The organism is Paenibacillus vandeheii, assembly GCF_030433635.1.
Lineage (GTDB): Bacteria > Bacillota > Bacilli > Paenibacillales > Paenibacillaceae > Paenibacillus > Paenibacillus vandeheii.
Genome location: NZ_JAROCD010000002.1, coordinates 308,888 through 326,630, shown reverse-complemented (window position 1 = coordinate 326,630; position 17,743 = coordinate 308,888). Strand labels below are relative to the sequence as shown.

The 17,743-nt window shown below is 43.6% G+C and carries 16 protein-coding genes; all 16 read right to left on the bottom strand.

The genetic code is table 11. From position 1 onward, the window contains the following. Nucleotides 1-115: 115 nt before the first annotated feature. Nucleotides 116-1,189, bottom strand: a complete 1,074-nt coding sequence (locus P5G61_RS04250; protein ID WP_301244809.1) for an AI-2E family transporter — start codon at nt 1,187-1,189, stop codon at nt 116-118. A 224-nt stretch (nt 1,190-1,413) separates the two neighbouring features. After that, nucleotides 1,414-2,208: an ABC transporter permease gene (locus P5G61_RS04245; protein ID WP_301245239.1), complete on the bottom strand. Its 795-nt coding sequence runs from the start codon at nt 2,206-2,208 to the stop codon at nt 1,414-1,416. Beyond that, nucleotides 2,201-3,109 (bottom strand): ABC transporter ATP-binding protein, encoded by a 909-nt coding sequence (locus P5G61_RS04240; protein WP_301244807.1) that lies wholly within the window; start codon nt 3,107-3,109, stop codon nt 2,201-2,203. The genes P5G61_RS04245 and P5G61_RS04240 overlap by 8 nt, the downstream gene beginning before the upstream one ends. A 527-nt stretch (nt 3,110-3,636) precedes the next feature. Then, complete coding sequence (locus P5G61_RS04235) at nt 3,637-4,155, bottom strand: hypothetical protein (protein ID WP_301244805.1); 519 nt, start codon at nt 4,153-4,155, stop codon at nt 3,637-3,639. 87 nt (nt 4,156-4,242) lie between these two features. Then, nucleotides 4,243-4,809, bottom strand: coding sequence for a VanZ family protein (locus P5G61_RS04230; protein WP_301244803.1), 567 nt, complete (start codon nt 4,807-4,809; stop codon nt 4,243-4,245). Nucleotides 4,810-4,853: 44 nt separating this feature from the next. Further along, nucleotides 4,854-5,771, bottom strand: coding sequence for an LCP family glycopolymer transferase (locus P5G61_RS04225; RefSeq protein WP_301244801.1), 918 nt, complete (start codon nt 5,769-5,771; stop codon nt 4,854-4,856). Nucleotides 5,772-5,810: 39 nt separating this feature from the next. Further along, nucleotides 5,811-7,142, bottom strand: a complete 1,332-nt coding sequence (locus P5G61_RS04220; RefSeq protein WP_301244799.1) for a UDP-glucose dehydrogenase family protein — start codon at nt 7,140-7,142, stop codon at nt 5,811-5,813. Continuing rightward, a complete protein-coding gene (locus tag P5G61_RS04215; RefSeq protein ID WP_301244797.1) occupies nt 7,139-8,527 on the bottom strand; it encodes a sugar phosphate nucleotidyltransferase in 1,389 nt (462 codons plus the stop codon). Before P5G61_RS04215 ends, P5G61_RS04220 begins: the two co-directional genes overlap by 4 nt. Before the next feature lie 31 nt (nt 8,528-8,558). Then, complete coding sequence (locus tag P5G61_RS04210; protein ID WP_301244795.1) at nt 8,559-9,560, bottom strand: polysaccharide pyruvyl transferase family protein; 1,002 nt, start codon at nt 9,558-9,560, stop codon at nt 8,559-8,561. Beyond that, a complete protein-coding gene (locus P5G61_RS04205) occupies nt 9,526-10,854 on the bottom strand; it encodes a lipopolysaccharide biosynthesis protein (RefSeq protein WP_301244793.1) in 1,329 nt (442 codons plus the stop codon). The genes P5G61_RS04210 and P5G61_RS04205 overlap by 35 nt, the downstream gene beginning before the upstream one ends. Nucleotides 10,855-10,913: 59 nt before the next feature. Further along, nucleotides 10,914-11,909, bottom strand: coding sequence for a glycosyltransferase (locus P5G61_RS04200; RefSeq protein ID WP_301244791.1), 996 nt, complete (start codon nt 11,907-11,909; stop codon nt 10,914-10,916). A 79-nt stretch (nt 11,910-11,988) separates the two neighbouring features. Further along, entirely contained in the window at nt 11,989-13,074 is a 1,086-nt protein-coding gene (locus P5G61_RS04195) for a glycosyltransferase family 4 protein (RefSeq protein WP_301244789.1), read from the bottom strand. Between the two features lies 1 nt (nt 13,075). Beyond that, complete coding sequence (locus tag P5G61_RS04190) at nt 13,076-14,239, bottom strand: glycosyltransferase (RefSeq protein ID WP_301244787.1); 1,164 nt, start codon at nt 14,237-14,239, stop codon at nt 13,076-13,078. Nucleotides 14,240-14,247: 8 nt separating this feature from the next. Then, entirely contained in the window at nt 14,248-15,552 is a 1,305-nt protein-coding gene (locus tag P5G61_RS04185; RefSeq protein WP_301244785.1) for an O-antigen ligase family protein, read from the bottom strand. A gap of 1 nt (nt 15,553) precedes the next feature. Then, nucleotides 15,554-16,834 carry a glycosyltransferase family 4 protein gene (locus P5G61_RS04180; RefSeq protein ID WP_301244783.1) on the bottom strand — a complete coding sequence of 427 codons (1,281 nt, stop codon included), beginning with the start codon at nt 16,832-16,834 and terminating at the stop codon, nt 15,554-15,556. Next, nucleotides 16,744-17,715 carry an NAD-dependent epimerase/dehydratase family protein gene (locus P5G61_RS04175; protein WP_301244781.1) on the bottom strand — a complete coding sequence of 324 codons (972 nt, stop codon included), beginning with the start codon at nt 17,713-17,715 and terminating at the stop codon, nt 16,744-16,746. Before P5G61_RS04175 ends, P5G61_RS04180 begins: the two co-directional genes overlap by 91 nt. Nucleotides 17,716-17,743 lie beyond the last annotated feature (28 nt).

Genomic DNA, 17,743 nt, shown 5'->3' with positions numbered 1-17,743 from the left:
GGGCAAGCTTACCTGACCCTTCACCATTGATATGCGGCTTATCCTGATGAGCTTATCTATGTGATTCAAGAGCTTAGTGGAGGCACATGACAGCGTTGTATTATTCAAATTCCATTCAAAGTTCAGTCTTATCTTCGACAATCCGATAATGGATTTTGCGAACTATAATTTTTAGGATCATATATAACGGAATAACAATAATCATACCCAGGATGTTTCCCAAGTCCGCACCCACGAGCAATAAGATAACGGTAGTCAGCGGATGAATATCGAGCTGCTTGCCATAGACGTAAGGTGAGATCAGGTTATCCTGAATTTGCTGTGCAATCACAATGATGACCAGTGACCAGATCGCCATCGAAGGTGATTCAATGAACCCCACAATGACAACCGGAATAGCAGCGAGCAAAGCCCCCACATAGGGGATAAAGTTCAGAATAACGGATACGGCGGTTAGTAGTAACGCATAAGGCAAACCCAAGATGAGAAAACCAATGTACATCAGAATGCCCAGAGCTACATTAACAATGACACGCCCTACAATATAGCTGCTTAAAGCTTCATCGATTTCATGGACCGTCTCTTCTCCATCCTTACGGTAACGTCTCGGGAGCAACAGTGTGAGATTGGTTCCGAATTTGCTGCCTTCCTTGAGCATGTAATACAGCATGATCGGAAACGTCGCCAGAATGATAACCAGATTGGATACGACCGAGAATAGCCCGGATACATAATCCGTTACCTGGGCAATCCCTTGACTCAGAAAATCAGAAAAGCGCGAGAAGAGATCGGAATCCTTAGGTAAATATTTTGAAAGGAAACCGCTCCTTTCGAATTCAGCCAACTGATCGCTGAGCGAAGTGACCAAAGATGGAGCATTCTCCACAAAATTCAATATTTGTTCCCGCAGTGAAGGCCATACAACCACACTGAATCCTGCTATAATCAGCGCAATCACCACGTAAATGATAAGGACTGACAGCGCACGCTTCAGTTTGTGCCGTTCCATATAGTCGACGAGCGGACGCAGCAGATAATAGAAAAAACCAGCAATCAGCAGCGGGATGATGATGATGTGAATCAGCGAGGTCAGGGGGGTGAAAATAAAATTAACTTTATCCCCCAAATACACGATGAGCAGCAGCAAAATTATTGCTGTGCATACACGGTAAAACTTGTTGTTTATCAAGAAACGTGATCCCTCCATACGCTGCTCTGCCAAATACGACTGCGGCGATAATATGTATGTAATCAATGCAACTTACTACAGCTTGGGCAGCATGTTCCAATCCAAGCGGTATTCTCTTGTAATATATGTACCCTCAAATGCTAGTCATGCCACAGCGGATGCTGAATATACTCTCTTTTCCACTTCGAAAGAGAAATTGGGCAAAAAAAAAAAGAAGCAGGCGGTTAGCCTGCCACATCTCTTTTGTTGAATACAACCCATGAGATCACCATGAAAATAACATAATATACAGCTAGCACGGCAACAGAAAAACCAAGTGTCATGCCTGCATTGCCTCCACCCAGTAATCCCAAGTCTGTTGCTGAACCCATGTATCGACTAAGATCCATGTTATTAAACAGAACATACTTGGCCCAATCGTACCGTTCGGGGTTGAAGATCAGCGAGAACAAATTCTGTGTAAACATGATAAACAGAGACAGCCCGATTGCCAGAGCTCCCGAACGAAACACGGAGGAGACCATAAAGGCTATAGCGAGTGTAATAAACAAGTCAACGTACAGATATCCCCATAATGCAAATGCGTGTGACGCAGAAGCACCACTTCCATCCTGAACTGCGGAATGGGAGAACAGCAGATACGACATTACAGTTGCCAGAATAACAACAAGTAACGTACTCAGGATACTGAATCCAATCACGGTCAAATATTTGGATGCCAGTATTTTGCTGCGTGACCACGGACGGATCAGCAGTAGCTTGATGGTTCCCCAGGTGAATTCTCCGGCCACCGCTTCAGCTGCAATGACAACACAGAAGATGGTATTCAGGAAAAAGACGACCTGAACGGTTGTAATCGCCGCTTGCCAGTATGGAACCTCACTGGACCCCATGCCTTCATTGAGCAGAACTGGTAGCAACAGTGTAATTAATGCCAGAATGGATAACATAATCCAGGTACGCGGACGACGGAAAATTTTCATGTTTTCATTCAGTATGAGATTACCGAAATTACCCAATGCTGCCACCCCCAGTTACTTGCAAAAATTGATCTTCCAGCGTATGGGTAACGTTACGGATACCGTATACCTGGAAGCCTTCACTGACCAGCCTCGCATTGAAGTCCGGAATCTGCTCACGGGATAACCGGATCACAATAGCATTGCCCTGAACTGTAGCTTCACTAATCAGTTCAGCTGCACGCGGTGCATCATTCACCTCAAAAGAAACTTCAGTAAGGACATCTGCCCCCGCCTCAGCTCTTAAATTTCTCACATCAATCAGCTTGCCGTTCTGGATAATTGCAACGGTATCACACATCAATTCCATCTCCGACAGCAAGTGGCTGGATACAAAGACGGTGATGCCTTCCTCCTGACAGAGCTGACGCAAATAATCCCTAAGTTCCCGTATTCCCTGTGGATCAAGCCCGTTGGTGGGCTCATCCAATACCAATAGCTTTGGTTTATGTAATATGGCTTGGGCAACACCCAGACGCTGTCGCATACCCAGAGAATAAGTCTTTACCTTGTCATGAATGCGGGCTGTAAGGCCTACACGTTCAATCGTCTCGGCAATACGTTCTTTCGTAATGCCAGGCGACATTCTGGCAAAATGAACGAGATTCTGATATCCGGTCAGAAACTTGTACATTTCCGGATTCTCGACAATGGCCCCCACCTGAGCTATGGCTTGCTCAAATTCATTCTTTACACTGTGTCCCGAAATGATGATATCTCCCTGACTAATGGACATCAGTCCCACCATCATTCGAATCGTTGTTGTTTTCCCCGCCCCATTGGGTCCTAAAAAACCAAAAACCTGCCCCGGAGAAATATCCAGGGTCAGGTCACTGACCAATGATCGGGAGGAGATGATTTTACTGACGCCCTGAAGACGGACGACCGGCTCCTGCTGCATTCCATTTCCTCCTTCATCGACGGACATTCACATCATGCCCGTTTCTCATATGAACACAGTGTATCATAATCTTTAGTATATTGTCCCGCAAACTGGGATTTCCCCTGACGTTTCGTATGAACTACACACGCTTCACAGCATCCAAGCGGCATCTCACTCCGATAAAATCCGGTGCGAAATACGTGATTGCCTCCACAGTCCTCTTCCTTTAGTTCGACAGAGCCCCTAGCGACCGACACAATCATCCCACAACTGACACAGTAAAAGCGGTCCATTTCGATCAATGATATTCCTTCCCCTCACAAGGAGCCTTGAAGTCCCTGTTATTTGTCGTTAGACGCTGAATTTTGATACATTTTGTATCTAACTCGTAATTTACTTGACACTGGGACTAATGTCAACCCCTTAAGGGTTTAAAAAGAAATGAAATACAAAAAAAGCTCTATAAATGCGACTAAAGTCTCGCATTCATAGAGCCTTTTCAAGTACAAATGATACAATTTGGTACATACTATGTGTTAATATTATCATTCGGTTTTATCATGCTCGGTCTCGGAATCTCCGTTCTTCGGATAATACCAAAGCAGCGTCCAATCATCCCCATCCTTTACGATATAACAATTCTGGATGATTTTAAATTGACCAAAGGTTCCCGTAAACTTCTGGGTAACACCAATTCGATACGCCTCCGCAAATGGTTTAACGCCATCCATTATCGTAACGTCAAACTCCCGTTCCGGCTTCTCCATCTCCAGATCAAAGGTTTCCACCCCGAAGTGCTGCATGAAAATATGCGCTCTGGACTGTAAATAAGCACTTTTGGGAAAACGCTCTTTCATCAGCGGATGAAACAATTCCCATGAACTGCCGAAATCACCCGTCTGCTCATATTTGTAAAACTCTTCGGCAATGGCAGCAGCTTCGTCTGGTGCATCCGCCCGAAACAGGTATGGGATCGTTCTGCCGATGAGCCACAACAGCAGTAGCACAAGTGCTATGAATCCGATCTTTTTAAGTAACGCGTTCCGGTTCCTTCTTCGCAGCATGTCCCGTCCCCCTTGTCCTACTTCCATACTTATGATGGATAGCAAGCAAGTAGAAGCTGGAACTAACGAGCAGCATTTCCTGGGAAATCACTTTCTTTGGACTGAAGATCGCCTTGAAGATCTGAATCTTCTGAGAAGTGAATTAAACCCCATATATAAGGCAATTCCGCCGCATCCACCAAGCAGATCCACGCCGACATCACGGATTGAACTCGTCCGGTTAGGGCTGAACTGCTGAATATATTCATCCATGGAGGCGATCATCGCTACTACAGTCAGGGCAGCAGCGATACATGCCCACATTCGCATTTTCCTATATCTCAGCCCACCATAGATAAGCACCGCCAGCACAGCGTATACAAATAAATGTGCACTCTTGCGAAATATGAACTCAACAAAATCATAGGGTCGTTGTCTTAAGGAATAATCAAGCTCACCATATGTGAATTGCACATCGGGTAATGCAAATCCGATCTTCACCTTTTCAGACCATTTATGCAGCCAAGGCTGGATGGTCTGCTGCTGATACGATTGTGTCGAAAAGTGCCAGATCACCAGCACCCAGGCAGCGATCAGCAGCAGTGACAAGATATAAACATAAGGTCGTTGTTTACGTCTATGCTTATGCCTTCGTTTTCCGTACTCCTCCTCCATAAGCAAGGTCCTCACCACTTTCATAAGCCTTTCATTGTTTCTGTTTATTTCGCCAAATGTTCTTCAAGTATCCCGTGAATGCGATCCCTTTCCTGCTGATCCACGATGTAATAATAAATTCCATTGATTTTCTCGCCTTTACCCTGGATCTCCACCGTATCTACATTCTCCAGATCATTGCGATAATCGAGGAGGAGTTCCTTCATCTCATCAAAAGTAACATCCGTTCTGACATGAGTACCTAGTTCATCAAGCATATTTTGGATATTAAGTACACTCGAGAATTGCATCGTATTCTTAAGCATCTGCTTCAGAACCTCACGCTGTCGATCATTACGACCCAAATCGCCTTTCGGGTCATCATAGCGCATTCTAGAAAAACCAAGCGCTGCAACACCATCCAGATGAATATTCCCTTGATCATAACGCTGGCCCTCATAATCAAATGCAAAAGGATTATTTACATCCACACCGCCGACCAGATCAATGATTTTGGCGAAGCCCTCCATATCCACTTTCATATAATAATGAATGGGGACTCCCAGAAATTGCTCGACGGTATTTACCGACATGTCCACGCCTCCGAAGGCATAAGCATGATTGATCTTATCTACAGTATTGTGTCCCACAATATCTGTCCGTGTGTCCCTTGGAATATTAAACATGAGCACTTGTTTTTTCCCCGGGTTCACACTTAGTACGATAATGGTATCTGAGCGCCCTCGATCATTTGCACGCTCATCCACGCCCAGAATAAGCGCATTAAAAGGCTCTTTGCTGTTGATGTCCACCGGTAGCCCCCCTCTGCTATCTGTGACCGAGACGGGCTTTACAGGATTTCGAGGCTCATAAATTTGGTCAGCGGTTGATTTAACGGATTGATAGAGATATATGGCATAACCAAACACAACAACTACAAAAAAGGAAACAATCCAGATCGAAACTTTCATCCACTTTTTCATGGGTTCTTCCTCACTCACATTCAAGATGATGAATAGAAGTTAAATGATGGCTGCCGCTTTCCCTTCCAGCTTCGTCAAACCTGGACGACCAACAGAATAATATTGAAGATTAGACGCCTGAACCTGTTCAGCACTGTACAAATTACGACCATCAATCACAATGGGATCCTTCATGATTTCGGCCAGTTCATTCAAATCAATATGAGCAAATTCCTTCCATTCGGTCAACACACACAAGGCGTCTGCGCCTTCAGCCGCCTGAAGTGGATTTTCTTCCCACGTGATGGAGGCGATATCTACCTCTTTACGGAAATTCGCGGTTGCGATGGGATCATAGGCTTTGATTACTGCTCCAGCATCACTTAAATGTTGAATGATATCGATCGCAGGAGCATCCCGCACGTCATCAGTCTCCGGTTTAAACGCTAATCCCCAGACTGCAATTGTTTTTCCTTTTAAAGATCCCAGCGCTTCTTCCAGTTTGTGAATGACCTGGAAGCGTTGATCCTGGTTTACTTGTACAACGGATTTTAACAGTCTGAAATCATAATCGACCATGCCTGCGATCTGAATTAGTGCCTGTGTATCTTTTGGAAAGCATGAACCTCCATAACCAATGCCTGCCTTCAAAAAAGAAGCTCCAATACGCTTATCGTAGCCCATGCCTTCGGCTACTCGTGTAACGTCGGCCCCTACTTTTTCACATATATTCGAGATCTCATTGATGAATGAGATTTTGGTTGCGAGAAATGCATTGGAAGCATATTTAATCATTTCGGCTGATCGAATATCCGTAATGATCAAGTTCTCCGTCAATGGCCGATGCAGCTTCTTTAGTGTTTTAATCGCACGATCACTGTTTGTTCCAATGACAATCCGGTCAGGATTCAACGTATCTTTGACCGCTGATCCTTCCCGCAGGAACTCGGGAACAGAAGCCACATCGAAAGGCTGAGATGAAATACTGCTAATCAGTTCACGGACACGATCATTGGTGCCTACAGGAACGGTGCTTTTGGTCACAATAATTTTGTAGCTCTCAATATGGCTTCCAATCTCTATAGCTACTTGCTCTACATAGCTCAGGTTGGCTTCGCCGCTCGGAAGAGAAGGAGTACCTACAGCGATAAAGATAATATCCGACTGGCTAATGGCTTCAGCAATATTGGAGGTGAATGATAGTTTGCCTGCTTGCATGTTGGACGCCATCAACTCTTTGAGGCCAGGCTCATAGATGGGAACGTTGCCCTCGTTGAGCATCTCTACTTTGGCCTCATTGTTGTCCACACAGATGACCTGATTGCCAATCTCCGAAAAGCATACTCCCGATACAAGACCTACGTACCCTGTTCCAATCACCGCAATATTCATCTTGTTTTCCCCCAATTCACGCAATTTTGGATAATATCTGTCCATTCCATCTCTATTCGTACAATATCCTCTTCCACCAGCTCACTGCCCATCTGAACTTCAATGATCTCAAGTTCGGTTACGGCCTTCACACTGTGTTTACTACCTGCCAGAATGGAAACGATATCCCCTTGATTCAGCAGTCTCAGCTCACCATCCAGAATCATTTCGCCTTGTCCCGAAACGACTGTCCATACTTCATTTCGCTTGAGATGGTATTGATAAGAAAAATTCTTATCTGCCCCAACAATAATACGCTTGGTTAATACCTCTTCTCCTTTGTCATTACGCGTATAATCAAGCACCTTGTAACAACCCCAGCGGCGTTCCTCATACATAGGGCGTTGAGTATCATCCTTAAGAACCTCTTTAATCTGTGGACTTGCCTCTTTCTCACTGACCAGAATACCATCCGGACTTATAGCAACGATCAGATTCGATACGCCCAGTACACACACCGGGATGTTCAATTCATTGATCAGATGTGTGTTCACCGAACTGTTCGTCATTACACCTCTGCCCACAATATGGGTGCTCATCTCATCCGTCAGCGTATTCCATGTACCAAGATCTTTCCAATATCCCTCATAAGGTGTAACCACAATATGTTTAGCCTTCTCAACCACCTGGTAATCAAAGCTGATTTTCTGTAATCTTCCATATTGTTTGAGCATCTCTTCATACTGGATTGGCAGTTCAAGCGAGATCAGCAGATTAATCAGATAATTCAGCTTGAATGCAAAAACCCCGCAATTCCAAAGGGCAGATTGTTCGATCATCTCTGCCGCTTCAGCTTCACGGGGTTTCTCTTGAAAACGGGATACTTTGGCGTATTGTATGTGTTCTTCAGTTTCATGTTGCTCCGGAATAATATAACCGTATTTCTCCGAAGGATAAGTGGGTTTAACCCCGATTAATGCCAAATCAGCACCAGACTCATTCAGCACTCCTTCAAGTTCCGTAACTTTATAGAAAAAGGATTCCTCCACATATGGATCAACGGGGAGTACAGCTACTGTTTCGTTCAGACTGACACCCTGTACCGAGTACAGATAAACAGCTGCCAAGGCGATTGCAGGAAATGTATCTCTGCGCTCCGGTTCAACGACAAGATCTACCTCATCGCCCAGTTGACTCCGTAAAATCTCCACCTGCGGCTTACTCGTTGCAATCGTGGCCTGCTCGCTTAGCCCCGTGTGCTGTAGTTGCCTCCATACCCGCTGCACCATAGATTCCGTCTGCCCTTCGGGACCCTCCAGTACTTTCAGGAATTGCTTCGATCTCGTATCGTTGGATAAGGGCCAGAGCCTCTTGCCTGATCCACCGGAGAGAAGTACGATTCTCATGGTTATCACTCCACTCCTAGTTTATTTGGCTTTATAGCGTTGCAGTTTGTGTTTCCCTATATCCCTGCTCCACGGACGCGCTACTTTTGGAGGATCCAGCCATGTTAGCCGTATTGACTTCATGTGTCCAGAGCTGGTAGTACCCTGAATTTTTTCCGTAAGAGTTATCAATCAGCACATTCGACTTCGCCATCAAACAGGACAGGATGTGACCGTGTAATCTGGAGGTGTAAATAACCTCGTAATTTGCAAACCGGCGGATGGACTTATTCACCAAATAATCACTGTATACTTTCCATCCAATCTGCAACAAGGTACTCCCTTTCCACCTGCGAAGTCCCCCACCTGCATATTGCACCAGTTTTCTTTCATATCTGTTATACAAAGTTGCCCAGTCAAGAGAATCCCCCTGCATTTTTGAAGTGACAGAGAATTGTTCTGAATTAGCTTCAATGTCCATTCGCAAAAAGTTCAATCGTTCTTTTCTCGGCACATATTTGACTTTAATCGGCCAGAGCTGATGCGCCATATCAGGCATAAGCCTCACCTTGCAGTTAGGGAAATGCTTCGTCACTAGTTGGAAGGATTTTTCATCTCTAAGATACAGATGCAGGTCTTCATGTTTATTAAATATGGAGACCGTCTTCTGCAGAGCATCTTGATTATTATAAAAAACAGTTTGAGGTAAAAGAACTATACGATGATGAGGGTAATTTTCGACGATTCTTTCTCGTAGATTTTGATGCATTTCATATAAATCCCCAAAATTTCCTCCACCATGTAAAACAAGAATGTGATCCTTAGGGATATCCAACTTTTCGTTAAAATCATAAACACTGAATCTTTTAGTGACCTTGATCTGATGCTCCTTGAAAAAAGCCTCGGTTCCTTTCATAATTAAAAGATCTCCACAATTACTGTGGACGGGATAATCGATATATAAAATTTTTGAATATGGAGGAATGACCTCCAAAATTTGCTTCAATCGCTGTTTCAGCTCATCCATTGGATGAGTCTGTTGCACGTTTGGCATCTTTCCGAGCTCCTTTGAATGGATTTTTCTCTCTGATCTTTTGCTTCAGGAATGAGATATCTTCCTTATCGTAAAGCATACTGCGCACTGGAAGTTTAAACAGAATGGAGATTGAGAACAGGGACATCAGAATACGGACCACCGATCCGGTTAACAAAGCAATTCCAATTCCAGTCAAACCAAACATAGGGGTAAGTACGAAAAACAAAGTAACCGTCACAACAAGGGCGCAAGCCTGTCTCAGTAAGATCACGCCCGGCCTTCCGAGTGCATTAAACGCTGAAGCAAGAATCCACGAACCACCGCCAACAATACATTCAAAAGAAAGCAAATAAAAAACGTTGCTGGCTTGCAAAAATTCTTCTCCAAATAAAAGGCCAATAAAAAAATGCCCAATAAACATGCTCGGGATAATGATAATCGTCATTAGAACCATACTAATTCGAAAAGCCCTGCCTACCAGTAAAAGTACTTGATCCTTCTCTTTACCCGCGACCTTCGGAAAAATGACGTTCGTAATCGCGTTTTGCACGACATCAAACATTCTCGATAAAGCAAAAACAACTGAATACAGACCGAAATCACGCGGTGTTAGCAGAGTAATAATAATAATCTTATCAAACTGTGTGTAGAGCGTTCCTAATAGCTCCACACCATACACTCGAATGCCATAACTGAATAGATGCACACATGCCTTAAATTGATGTACTAATCGACTGAACGAATCGAAAATTTGCTTCCGCATTATATACATATACAGACTCAAAACGAGAAGGGTAGCTACCAAGCTTGTCATAATGGCGCGTTCCACCGTAAGTGTACTGGTAGCCCACATCACAAGTAGGCCTACTAAGTTCAAAAGAGGTACAAGTAGACGTGAAAGGTTGTAAATTTTGAATCGTTCAGTGCCTTGGGCAGCTGCAGCAAGAACACCCATGAGGAGCAATAATGGAACCATAAGGACCGTATACCAACGGGCCATATTAACGATTGAATCAGAATATCCATCAAGCCAGAACGAGATGCCCCACCAGCTGATTAATCCTACCACTAAGCTGATAGGTATCTGCAAGGCAAAACTCATTCCTATATAAGTCGAAAGCTGATGCTGATTTCTCTTCACATTAAAGATCAACGACGTCGGCAACCCAAAGGCAGCAAGTCCGGACAAAAATGAGGGCCAAAACAACACAGCAGAAAGTTCACCTCTTCCTGTCACCCCAAACATCCGAGCTGTCAGAATAGAAGTAAGCGTCGTTGCAGCCATAATGAGAATATTGGCAAAACTCGTCATAAGAATCGTTTGAAATATGCTATACTGCCGCCTCGAGGCAGGTGTTATAGCTAGGCTCATTAGGCGTTCATCCCTTTACTTTTTCGAAAAGATCCTACGATACTTCCGTTTCGATAAGATATTTTCGCCATACCTCGGGTTACCTTTTTAACGTTATTCATTGAAACAAGGATGTATACAGATGCCAAAGAGATTATAAACAGATGTTTAAGAATGCCCCATGTACTTTTATGGTGCTGGGTTGCGTCACTAATCCCTTGCCAATAGACTCGGCGCAGCAACCAACGTTTGTTTAGCCTGCTTTTTGCGATTTTATGTTCTACTACTGCATATGGATTGTAATATACCTTATAATGCTCTCGAATGCGTTCAATAAGGTCACTCTCTTCCCCTGATAACAGGTTGTTTCCTATACGTCCCAAATCTGTTCTAAAAGGGGCAATGTGCTTGAATACGCTCTTCCTGAAAGATACGTTGGCTCCAAAAGGAATATGTGGGGCATTCATCTCGACAACACTGTCCGAAAAATCCAATAGAGTATACAAACTTACAAGATCATCCGGAATCCATTCTGGCTTGCCCCCCTCCCAAATAGGCACAATTTTTCCGCCAACGCAGCCAATTGCGGGGTTCATATCATATATTTTTACGATTTCTCCGATCCATGAGGAAGAAGCCAAAGCGTCATCATCCAGAAACAATACAAACTCTCCTTGAGCTTCTTCAATGGCCCTGTTCCTTGCATACGATAATCCCAACTGTGGCTCTAAAATATAGCGAACATGTGGAGGGAAATCTAAAGAATCAAACAGTACTTTGGTATTATCCGTAGAACAGTTATCGATAATAAGAATTTCATATGATCCGTATTCGGCATCACCTTTCAACAGACTATCAATTGCTTGCATAGTATCGTTACCTCGGTTATGTGTACAAATGGCTATTGAAGCCCTCATCTTCTCACCCCAAATATGCATTTTTCCGATCATGCCAACGGCTTGACTAAATTGACTACGGTGCACCCATATAGGATTGCCCCAGTCTTGACCATCCACAGGCATCTGCGAAAATATGGCATGAGCCTAAGCAGAGATTCTGAATATTTTCCAGGGGCAAATTCAAATTGACGTTTCTTTATACTGTATTCATAATGATGCTAACTGTATCTTTGGCACATTTGTTCCACGAAAAGAAGGCCGAATGCTCCCTACCTTTGGTAGATAACTGCCGGCCAAGTTCCCGATCGGACGTAATCTCGACCAGACGTGCAGCAGCTTCCTGTGGATGTAGTGGATCGAAATACAACCCTGCATCACCGCACACTTCTGGGATGGAACCACGGGAGGAAACGATTACTGGGCAGCCCAAGGCCATTGCCTCCAACGGTGGCAATCCAAATCCTTCGTACAACGATGGGAAAATGAAGCCAGCCGCATGTTCGTATAACGATTTTAATTCTTCATCCGACACGTACCCTACCCAATTTACCCCATCCGATTCAGTCAACTCCTGATTGCTGAATACCTTGCTATTTTTGGAGCCGACAATAACAACGCTCAAATTTTGGGCCTTCACCTCAGGCAATATCTCTAAAATAAGCTTAAAATTTTTATAGGGATTCATCGTACTCACGGCCAGGACGTAAGGCGAATCAATTCCATACTTCTCAAGCGTTCCTTCAGCTGCCTGCCTGTGATGGATATGATCGATACCCAAGTGAGTAACGGATACCTTTTGCGCTGCAATCTTGCAATGTTGAATCAGTTCTCCCTTGGAGAAGTGGGATACAGTAATAATTTCTTTGGATATTTTTCCTAGTCTAACCGTCAAAAACTGGTACCATGAACGAAATGCAAAAGAGAATGCTTTCGGATAACTAAATACGGACGCATCGTGAATCGTAACAACCTGATTTCGTTTAAAAGCAGGACCTGTATTACATAGATTAATCAGCAATCCTCCTCGTGAATACAGCGGAAGATCGAGCTGCTCCCACAAATGACCCTTGAATTTACCAATCACTTTTTGGCGGATATGTTTTAAATTAAGCTTAGTAATGACATTGGAAGGAGACAGTAAACAGAATTCGTATCTCGTTCCATCCACTTCACCGATATCAATTAATTTGTCAATTTCCTTCACAAGTTCAATGGCATACCGCTGCACTCCGGTAACGGTCTGAGTAAGAAAGCGTGCATTAATGTATATTGTTTTAATCATGCTAGTCTCCATTTCTATTTATGATTTTTGAATGTGAGGCCACATGAGCATCCTTAAATGTAACATCCATGTTTCTCGCCTCGTAGTAGAGGCTTACGAACTCTTCATTCATGCGATCGGCGCTAAATCTTTCCTTGTATATGCCGCACCCGATTTCCCCCATGGTGACAAGCGTTTTTTTCTGCAACTGCAACAGGATTTCCAGCAACTCTTCTGGATGATCAAGGTCAAAGATATAACCGTTCACTTCATGCGAAACCAGCTCCGGTAAAGAGGACCGATTGCTTGCGATTACCGCTTTGCGGTTCTTCATTGCCTCTAGTGCAACCAGAGGCAATCCTTCCCATCTGGATGGCAAAATCACGGCATCACATTGCTGATAGTAACGGTCAATATCCGCGTTATCAACCCACCCCAGACGAACGACATTATCCGGAAAATGCCATTCATTATTTTCCAGTACACTATCACCGATAACGTACAGACGGATCAGCTTCTGAATTTCCGGATGTTTACCCATTACATCAAGAAGGATATCCAGCCCTTTCTGTCGGTCATACCGGCCAACGAACAGTAACTGAATAACTTCTTTCTCATCTGAATTGTTCCAGACGGCTTGTATAGAGTTTGCTGGCTGATTAATCGTTTTTTTCTCCCGTAAGCCACTATATACGAATCTGGATTTGGAAGGAGACATCCCTAGCCGGACGGACTGCTCCAATTCGTATTTTGAAATATTAATGATGAAATCCGTTTTAAATTCCAATACTTTCTCTATCATGAAATAGGCCTTTTTATGCAGAGGCTTGGTATCCATTAGAAAGGACCAGCCATGGGAGCAATAAAAAACGCTCGCTTTTTGTGGAAAAATAAAAAATAAGCCCCTTGCGAGCATACCCGCAAATGAGCTATGAATATGAATAATATCTGGTTGAATACGTTTAATGGCTTGTTGAATTTGTCTCATGGCCGCGAAAAAGTATTTGGGGTGGCGTGTATACTCATAACGCAGAATGTGATCCGGCTCCAAATCAAAATCAGATGCCGAATTGTAATCACTCATTAATAGATATACATCGAAATGACGACGTTGGTATGCAACGAGCTCGTTCAAATAGGTCGCCACACCACCAACAACGTATTCCCCTATATGCAAAATTCTCATTTATCCGTTCACCTACTTTGCAATGGTATTTCATTTTCTTGGTGTTGCTGAAAGAGAGCCATGCCAATTACAATCCATATTGAAACATTACTAGGGAACAGTTCAAGCACGTTAGTCGTGAAACTTGCTGCTGCAACTCCTATACCAAGCGCAATAGCCATTTGTGGAAGAGCCATAGTGTCAGTGGCTGGCAGCCGTTTCATTCTTTTAAAAAGGCACACCGCGATCCACAAAAACAACACGAGTAGATAAAGAACACCGATCCATCCAGTCTGCTCATAAAATGAGAAATACTGGTTATCTACTGGATAATCTCTAGACTGCAAACCAAGCATATGTGTTCGGCGACTGGCGGCACCTACAGAACCAAGACCATTCCCGATGACTCCTGCCATCGAGAATGGTGACGTCAGATAAGAACCCCAACTCTGGAATCGCACGAGCATTGAGTTGATAGAGAGCAGATTGTAGGAATCCAGCAATCGAACCCCAAACACAGCAACAGCTGGAATTAGCATAAAAACGCCGGCCAGTAGTAGCATGTTATTGGGGTTATATTTTCGCACACGGAGAATAAATATCACAATTTGATAAACAATCCAGAAAACTAGAGCAGATCGAATCGTAGATAATAATAAAAAGCTGATGGTCAATAGTTGGATGAATATGCGAAATAACCGATGCTTCTCAGCCAATCGAGTTCTTTCAGCTATCAATCCAGTAATCAAAAGAGCATAAGCATAGCTGTCAGGTGAAATCGTGATGGAATTCAGGCGGGGTACACCTTCCAGATAGTGTTTGATATTTATACCGTAGACGAAGCCTAGCGAGATCAGCTTATCTATCCCTAATGAATATTGTATCAACCAACCAGCAATCAATAAGAACAGGATGACTAGATTCGTTCGGGCAAACGCATATGTTGCCTTAAGCTTTACAATATACATTCCGGCAAACATCATCATCATCGGTAAAAAAGTAACCTTCACCCCATAGACCCAAGTGACGATACTTCCACCAAGTAACAGACTCATGGAACCAATAACTATAATTGAGCCAAACAGGAACAGAAAAAGAACAACGAACTTGTGTTGACTTCGATATACTTTGCTTAAAGCAAATACGGCCATCAGGAGCATGCCCATATCTTTCAGTGAACGGATAATAATGTTATCAACATAAATGGATACGAGACCATAGCAAGCCAGATAAATCATCAAAATGTGAACCATATTCTTAAACAGTGAACCCTCTGGTTCAGCATTAGCTGTGACGTATATAGGTTTCCCTGCATTCATAGAAATAGTTTGCATGTTAACCTCCATACCCGATCAGCTTATCGTATATATCCGCGTGTTTCTTGCGCAGATAAGCCTCGTTGAAGGTTTGACTATATTGATTACAACGCTCCTTCAACTCTACTTTCTTCTGTTCACCCATATGGTAATATTTTAGAATCGATTGCGAAATGGCCTCTGAGCTATATGGAGAAAATGAGAATTCATCGGTATCCAGAAGAATTTCGGACATTCCTCCAACGCGTGAAGCATATACCGGTGTACCTACCTGATAAGATTCAATTACCACTAATCCAAAAGGTTCATCCCATGTTGACGGAACGATGGTGAGGTCCATTGCAGCCATTTGCTTCATGACCTCAGATTTGGGTATTTTTCCCTTAAATTCAATACGATTATCCGCCGCCGCAGATTGCTTCAAGGAGTTCAACATAGGGCCATCGCCGAAAATACATAGTTTGCTAACAACATCAGCATCTAATGCCTTGATTGCTTCAATTAAATAATGCACACCCTTCACTTCGGTGAGCTGTCCAAAATATCCAATTTGGAATGGACCATCTGTATTAACCTTCTTCTTTTCATACAGTTCATTTGCATATGCATCAGTATCAACAATATTATGAACTACATGTTTACTTGCATTCTCAAAAAGTCCAAGCGAGGTGTGACTGCCAAGAATATGATTGGAAACACCGATGACTGCTGATGCCATCCGGCTGAATTTCCTCGAGATAATTCTATACACTTTTGAATAAGCAGATACCTTAATCGGATCAATAAGAGAGAAATCGTGAAGGGTGTGTACAATCGGAATATTCAATTCATGAGCAGCTCTCCACACAGCCAAGCTGAGACCAGGTAGATTATGCGTATGAATCAGGGCGGGGCTTTCCTTAACGAGATACTCCTTTACGTGATGATATTGTTTTACGTTAAAAACATCCTGAATTCTCCACAGAATCTTACTCGGAACGGACACCTGTTTCCCTCCATCCCCAAGCCAATACCGATTATTGTACGGCAAGCGGATAACATTGATCCCATTTACAATGTCCGAATGTACTATCCTATCGTTATGTTCTCCAACGGTCATGACCTGGACTTCATAATGACGATTCAAGGTCTGTGCCAAAATCTGCGTGGATATTTCTGCCCCTCCTATGATGTTTGGTGAATAAAGGCTGTGGGCAATCAATATTTTCGTCATGGCATCACGTTCGTTCTCAGGAGCATTGAACGATAATGTTGGATCATAAGCCCCAGTCCCTCTTCCAATCCGATTTCCGGTTCCCAATTCAATAGTTTCTTCGCCTTGTCAATGACCGGCCTTCTGACCTTTGGATCATCCTGAGGTAGAGGTAAATATACGATTCTGCTCTCTGATTGCGTAAGGCGTTTGACCAAGTGTGCCACTTCAAGCACGCTGTACTCCGTAGGATTTCCGATATTAACAATTTCGCCATTGGCACTAACCGCTTCCATGAGTTTTTGCAGTCCTTTGATATTATCATCCACATAACAGAATGAACGGGTTTGCGAACCATCCCCATACACCGTAATATCCTGCCCTGTAAGTGCCTGTGTTACAAAGTTAGAAATAACACGGCCATCATCGTTCCGAAGTCCTGAGGAATACGTATTAAAAATACGTGCCACCTTCACGGGAACACTGTGTTTCGTGTAGTATTCATAACAAAAAACTTCGCCCAAACGCTTGGCCTCATCATAACAGGCTCTTGGTCCCCAAGTGTTCACATTACCTCGATAACTCTCGGGCTGGGGATGAACTTCGGGATCTCCATATGCTTCACTCGTACTCGAATACAGGAATTTCGCTCCTTTGGTACGGGCCAGCTCCAGCAAATGATAGGTTCCTCGAGTGTTCACCCAGATCGTACCCATCGAATCGGCCTGATAGAATTTGGGTGAAGCAGGTGAAGCCAGATGATAGACTTCATCCACTGGCTGATCTACCAGAAAATCCAGTGATTCGGGCAGCGTAACATCAGCTTCGCGGAAAAAAAAGAGGGGGCTGTTAGCCACCTCTTGCAGATTTTTAGAAACTCCCGTTGAAAGATTATCTATTCCGGTAACCTGATGTCCTTGATCAATTAATGATTTGACTAGATGTGAGCCCAGGAAACCGGCCGCGCCCGTCACTACAATATGTTTCAATGCGATCACACTCCATATTATCTAATGA